Source organism: Microbacterium sp. GXF6406 (assembly GCF_054798215.1).
Genome location: NZ_JBSJZH010000039.1, coordinates 1 through 5,429, shown reverse-complemented (window position 1 = coordinate 5,429; position 5,429 = coordinate 1). Strand labels below are relative to the sequence as shown.

Annotated in this window: 3 protein-coding genes; all 3 read left to right on the top strand. The window is 58.7% G+C overall.

The window, feature by feature from the left end:
• The coding region (locus ACWAUG_RS13340) for a hypothetical protein (protein ID WP_460802795.1) at positions 1-204 on the top strand (204 nt) is incomplete at its 5' end.
• Positions 205-264: 60 nt separating this feature from the next.
• Positions 265-2,127 (top strand): site-specific DNA-methyltransferase, encoded by a 1,863-nt coding sequence (locus ACWAUG_RS13335; RefSeq protein ID WP_460802794.1) that lies wholly within the window; start codon positions 265-267, stop codon positions 2,125-2,127.
• 2 nt (positions 2,128-2,129) lie between these two features.
• The gene (locus ACWAUG_RS13330) at positions 2,130-5,132 is read left to right on the top strand and encodes a restriction endonuclease (protein WP_460802793.1); all 3,003 of its coding nucleotides are present in this window, start codon (positions 2,130-2,132) and stop codon (positions 5,130-5,132) included.
• Positions 5,133-5,429: the final 297 nt, after the last annotated feature.

Sequence of the window (5,429 nt, the reverse complement as noted above, 5' to 3'; positions counted from 1 at the left end):
CTCCAGGCGCTGCCCGACAGCTTGCAGGCCGAGCTCGTCAAGGCGACAGAAGGTGGTCAGATCGGGCGCGGCAAAGGTAGCGTGGAACACGTCGAGGTCTTTCCGGTGGACAGCGTAGGAACTTCCATCCTGGAAGACCTCGACCCCTATCCACCAATCGCCGCGCGCACCCCGACTACACCTTCAATTACGAAGAGCCCATAAACCACGGGTCATTCACAAACCCGACGCAAATTGTTAAAATCATGAAAGAGAATCACCCGAATGGCTGACGAGATCTACGAAACACCATCCACTACACCGAACTTCCAGACCGAGCTGGCAGCGCAGCTTGCCGATCTGGTTCCCGAGGCCATCGCGGACGGCAAGGTGGATGTCGAGAAGCTCAAAGAACTGCTCGACGGCGACGCGGCCGACAGCAGCGAGCGCTTCGGGCTGTTCTGGCCCGGCAAGAAGCGCGCCCTACGTGCCGCGCAGGAGCCGACCACGGCGACGCTGAAGCCCGACTTCGATAACTCGAAGGACTGGGACACGACGCAGAACGTCTTCATCGAGGGCGACAACCTTGAAGTGCTCAAGATCCTGCAGAAGCACTACCACGCGAAGATCAAACTGATCTACATCGATCCTCCGTACAACACCGGCAAGGACTTCGTCTACCCGGACAACTACAAGGAGGGTCTCGACACCTACCTCGAATGGACGCGCCAGGTCAACGAGGAGGGCAAGAAGGTCACGACCAATGCCGAGACCGAAGGTCGCTACCACTCCAACTGGCTGAACATGATGTACCCCCGCCTCAAGCTCGCGCGGAACCTGCTCACCGATGACGGCTTGATCTTCATCAGTATTGATGACAATGAAATAGCGAATCTCCGCAAAGTTTGCGACGAGGTGTTCGGCGAAGTTAACTTCGCTGGTCAGCTCGTCTGGAAAAAGGGTGGTACAGGGAAGAACGACTCGCAATTTGCAGTCGTTGAGCACGAATATGTGCTTGTTTACGCGCGTCGCGCCGACGGTGTTGGCTTCAATTTGGACACGCAAGCGGCCGTAACAACCTCGTATAACCGACAGGATGAGCATGGTCGATACTCGCTCGTCCGCCTTGATTCAAAGACACTAGGGTACGTTGCCTCCCTGGACTTTCCAATTCAGGGGCCTGACGGACAGATATATGTTCCCGAACAACCTGTGGGTAAGTCGCAGACGGCACGTTGGCGGTGGGGCCGCGACAAGGTGGAGAACGACTACGCATCACTTGTTTTTGAGAGAGGTTTTGTTTACACAAAGAACTATCAATCGGAGGGCGCTCGTCCTCGGTCACTAATGGCCGAGGAGCGTTTTGGTGTGACGCGAACAGGTAAAGCTGAGGCGGAGAGCGCGATCGGCCAAACTGGAGTTTTTGACTTCCCAAAGCCAGTGCGTCTGATACAACACCTTGTGCGAATCGGGGGAGATAAGGAAGCCGTCATACTGGACTTCTTCGCGGGTTCCGGGACTACTGCCCAGGCGGTGATGGCACAGAACGCGCTCGATGGTGGATCGCGCCGCTTTATTCTCGTCCAGCTGCCGGAACCCACTCCGGAAAATTCTGAAGCTCGGTCGCTTGGGTACGCCAAGATTTCCGAGATTAGTCGCGCCAGGATTTCAGGAGCAGGTGACAGGATCAACGAGTCGTTGGTCAGCCCAGCCCTCGACACAGCTTTCCGTACCTATCAACTTTCGGACACGAACTTCGCCAAGTGGCGGCTGTCGAGCGATGTTGAGGAGGACGCGCTGCAGCAGCACCTGCTGAGCCTGCGTGACAGTGCGACCGATGACGCGACTGCCGATGATCTGCTCACCGAGATCCTGCTCAAGCAGGGCTACTCGCTGTCTGAGGCGATCTCGCCTGCTGAGGTCGGTGGTCTCGATGTCCGGCTTGTGCGTGACCGTGACGGAGATGTTGCCGTGTTGGCGTACCTGAACGAGCACGTCAAGCCGACGCTCGAGCAGCTCCGTGCACTCGTTGACGAGTCTCCGACGCGGATCATCGTGCTCGAGGATGCCTTCCAGGGCGACGACGAACTCAAGACCAACCTGGCCCAGCTCGCAAAGAGCAAGGGCATTGAGCTCTGGACGGCCTGAGTATGAAGAACAGCACAGCGAGCGGATCAGGATTCCAGTTCGACGCGAGTCAGCCGTATCAGCTGGACGCGATCGCGTCCGTGGTCGACCTGTTCGATGGGCAGCCGAAGGATGCAGAAAAGCTGGTCACGACCCTGCGTGGTGCGGCGGTGCTGCCCGACTCGGATCAGTCGGTGCTTGACATCGACCTGACGCAGGAAGTCGGCGCAGTCGGCAACAGCCTCGTGCTTGACCGCGACCTGGTCCTCGCGAACCTGCAGCGAGTGCAGGATCGCAACGGCCTTGAGGTGGCGCCGGCACTAGCAGGCGACGCGCTCGACTTCGATATCGAGATGGAGACCGGCACGGGTAAGACCTACGTCTACCTGCGCACGATCTTCGATCTGGCCGTCCGCTACAACTTCACGAAGTTCGTGATCCTCGTGCCCAGCGTGGCGATTCGTGAGGGTGTCAGCACGAGCATCCGGCTCATGCGCGAGCACTTCGAGAACCTCTACAAGCCGCAGGGCATCACCTTCGATGCCTCGATCTATAGCGGTAAGAGCGCCGAGGAGGTCCAGTCGTTCGCGACGTCCACGAACGTGCAGATCCTCATCATGACGATTGACTCGATCCGTGGCAACGCGAACACCCGCATCATCCACCAGACACGCGACAAGCTGAACGGCCTGCGCCCGATCGACTACCTGAAGGCGACCCATCCGGTCGTCATCATGGACGAGCCACAGAACATGGAGTCGCAACTGTCGCAGTCCGCGGTCGGTGAACTCGACCCGGTGTTCACGCTGCGCTACAGCGCGACCCACAAGAAGCAGCGCAACGTCGTATACCGGCTCGACCCGGTCGACGCGCACGACCTCGGGTTGGTGAAGCAGATCGTTGTAGCCGAGGTGGCCCAGCAGGGTGCCGATGCGACGCCGTATATCAAGCTGGTCGAGGTGCGGCGTGAGCCGTCGTGGTCGGCCCGACTGGAGCTTTCCTGCCGCAAAGCCGATGGCTCGCTTGAGCGACGCATCGTAAACGTGAAGCAACACCAGGAACTGTCGGACGCGCGCCTAACCAACAACCCGATCTACGAGGGCTGGCGCATCACTGAGATGAGCCTCGAGGGGCACGCCCACGTCGACCTCACGACCCACGGTGTTCTCTACGAGGGCGAGACCATCGGCGCTTCGACCGACGCGATCTACAAGGAGATGATCCGCGAAACAGTCCGTGAGCACTTGCGGAAGGAGTCGATGCTGCGTGCCAAGGGCATCAAGGTGCTCAGCCTATTCTTCGTCGACAAAGTCGCCAGCTATCTCGGTGATGGCACGAACAACGAGAACGCGAACGGCAACTTCGCACAGTGGTTCGACGAAGTCTTCATTCAGGAGCGTGCCAAGTCCACGCGCTACCAGGAGTTGCTGCCGCAGGAGCCCGCTGAACTTCGTCGGGCGTATTTCTCGCATATCAAGAAGCGAGGCGGGGTTGTCGTGGCCCAGGACTCATCCGGTACTACGAAGGCAGATGACGACGCGTACGAACTGATCATGCAAGACAAGGCGAGGCTGCTCGACGAACGCGAGCCAGTGCGATTCATCTTCAGTCACTCGGCTTTGCGCGAGGGCTGGGACAACCCGAACGTTTTCCAGATCTGCACCCTACGTGAGATGGGGGCCGAAACGGAGCGCCGGCAAACATTGGGCCGTGGACTTCGTCTCCCAGTTGCGAAGACCGACGACGGCTTTACCCGAGTCGCTGACCGTGGGATTGCGACTCTGACTGTCGTGGCGAACGAGTCCTACTCGCAGTTCGCGGATGCCTTGCAGAAGGAGTACAAGGAGGCTGGAGTCGAGATCGGCAAGCTGCGCAAAGCCGAGTTCTCGAGGATCCCGCTGCAGGACGAGAGCGGTACGCCAACCGACGACCAGTTCGGCTACCAGCGCTCGCTCCAGGTGTGGGAGCATCTCCGGCACACGGGGATCATTGACGGCGAGGGCAAGGTCAGTGCGAAGTTCCAGCCCAACCAACTCGGGTTCAGCCTCGGGCTGCCGGTTGATCTCGTCTGGGCCGAGCCGATCATCGTCGAGTTGATCGATCGTGCCCATATCGGCACGTATGTGAAGCCTGCCAGTAAACGCCAGCCGCGCAGGCTCAATAAGCAGCTCTACTCCACCCCAGAATTTGAAGACTTCTGGGACACGATCAGCCAGAAGACTACCTACCGAGTCCACGTCAATCGCGACGAGCTCATCACCAACACGATCAAAGCGATCCAAGACGCACCGAGTATCGAGCCGCTGCGCATCCAAATCACTCGCGCAGGTGTCAAGGTCCTCAGAGGCGGAGCCCGTGGTGGAGAACTCGGTACTCGATCGACGAATCTCGCGGGAAGTTACGACCTCCCCGACATCATCACCGAACTCCAGGAAGCAACCTCGCTCACCCGGCACACCATCGTTGACATCCTCATTGGCTGTGGCCGGCTAAGTGAGTTCATTGGCAACCCCAACGACTTCATCGCGATGGCCAAGCGCATCGTGCAGAGCGAGCTCGCCAAGATCGTCGTCGAGGGCATCCAGTACGAAAGAATCGCCGGCTCCGTCTACGAACTACGAGAACTGCAGAGGGATGGGCTGGAAGAGAAGGACCGTTTCCTGGACCAGATGTATAAGGTGCAAGACACCCAGAAAACCGACTTCGACTACGTGGTCTTTGACTCCGATGTGGAGCGTCAGTTCGCAGAACTGCTCGACTCACGCGAGGACATCAAGCTCTTCATGAAACTCCCAGCCAAGTTCAAGATTGACACGCCAGTCGGTCCGTACAACCCAGACTGGGCGATCATCAAGCACGAAGAAGGCGAAGACAGGATCTACATGATCCGCGAGACCAAGAGCACACTCGACGACTCGAAGCTCCGCCCCTCAGAGCTCGCCAAGATCAAGGCAGCCAAGCGCCACTTCGAAGCAATCGGCATCGACAACTACGCGCGATCAGTTCCGGGGAATTGGGGGCTATGAGGCGTCATTGGCTATCTCAATCAAGGTGGTATGTCCATCCTCCACCCGCGCGCCACCAACCAATGAATCCAACGCCACCATCGATCCAGATGTCCGTGAGCTGATGGTGTGGCTCGAAACTGCCATCGTGGAAATCAAAAGGCGTACGTGGCAACAAATGGCCATATCGGCCCGCGTATGCCATTAACAAATATAGATGATTTCTGCTCGCTCCCAATGTGGCTCTTCGGACATTCGGTGGGGGGTGAGGCGCGCCGGGTGAGGTTCGGCGGGTAGGGGTCGAGGTCCTCGAGGATC

Coding starts and splice junctions, on each gene's coding strand:
- ACWAUG_RS13335 (WP_460802794.1), top strand. CDS start 265: ATGGCTGACGAGATCTACGAAACACCATCCACTACACCGAACTTCCAG.
- ACWAUG_RS13330 (WP_460802793.1), top strand. CDS start 2,130: ATGAAGAACAGCACAGCGAGCGGATCAGGATTCCAGTTCGACGCGAGT.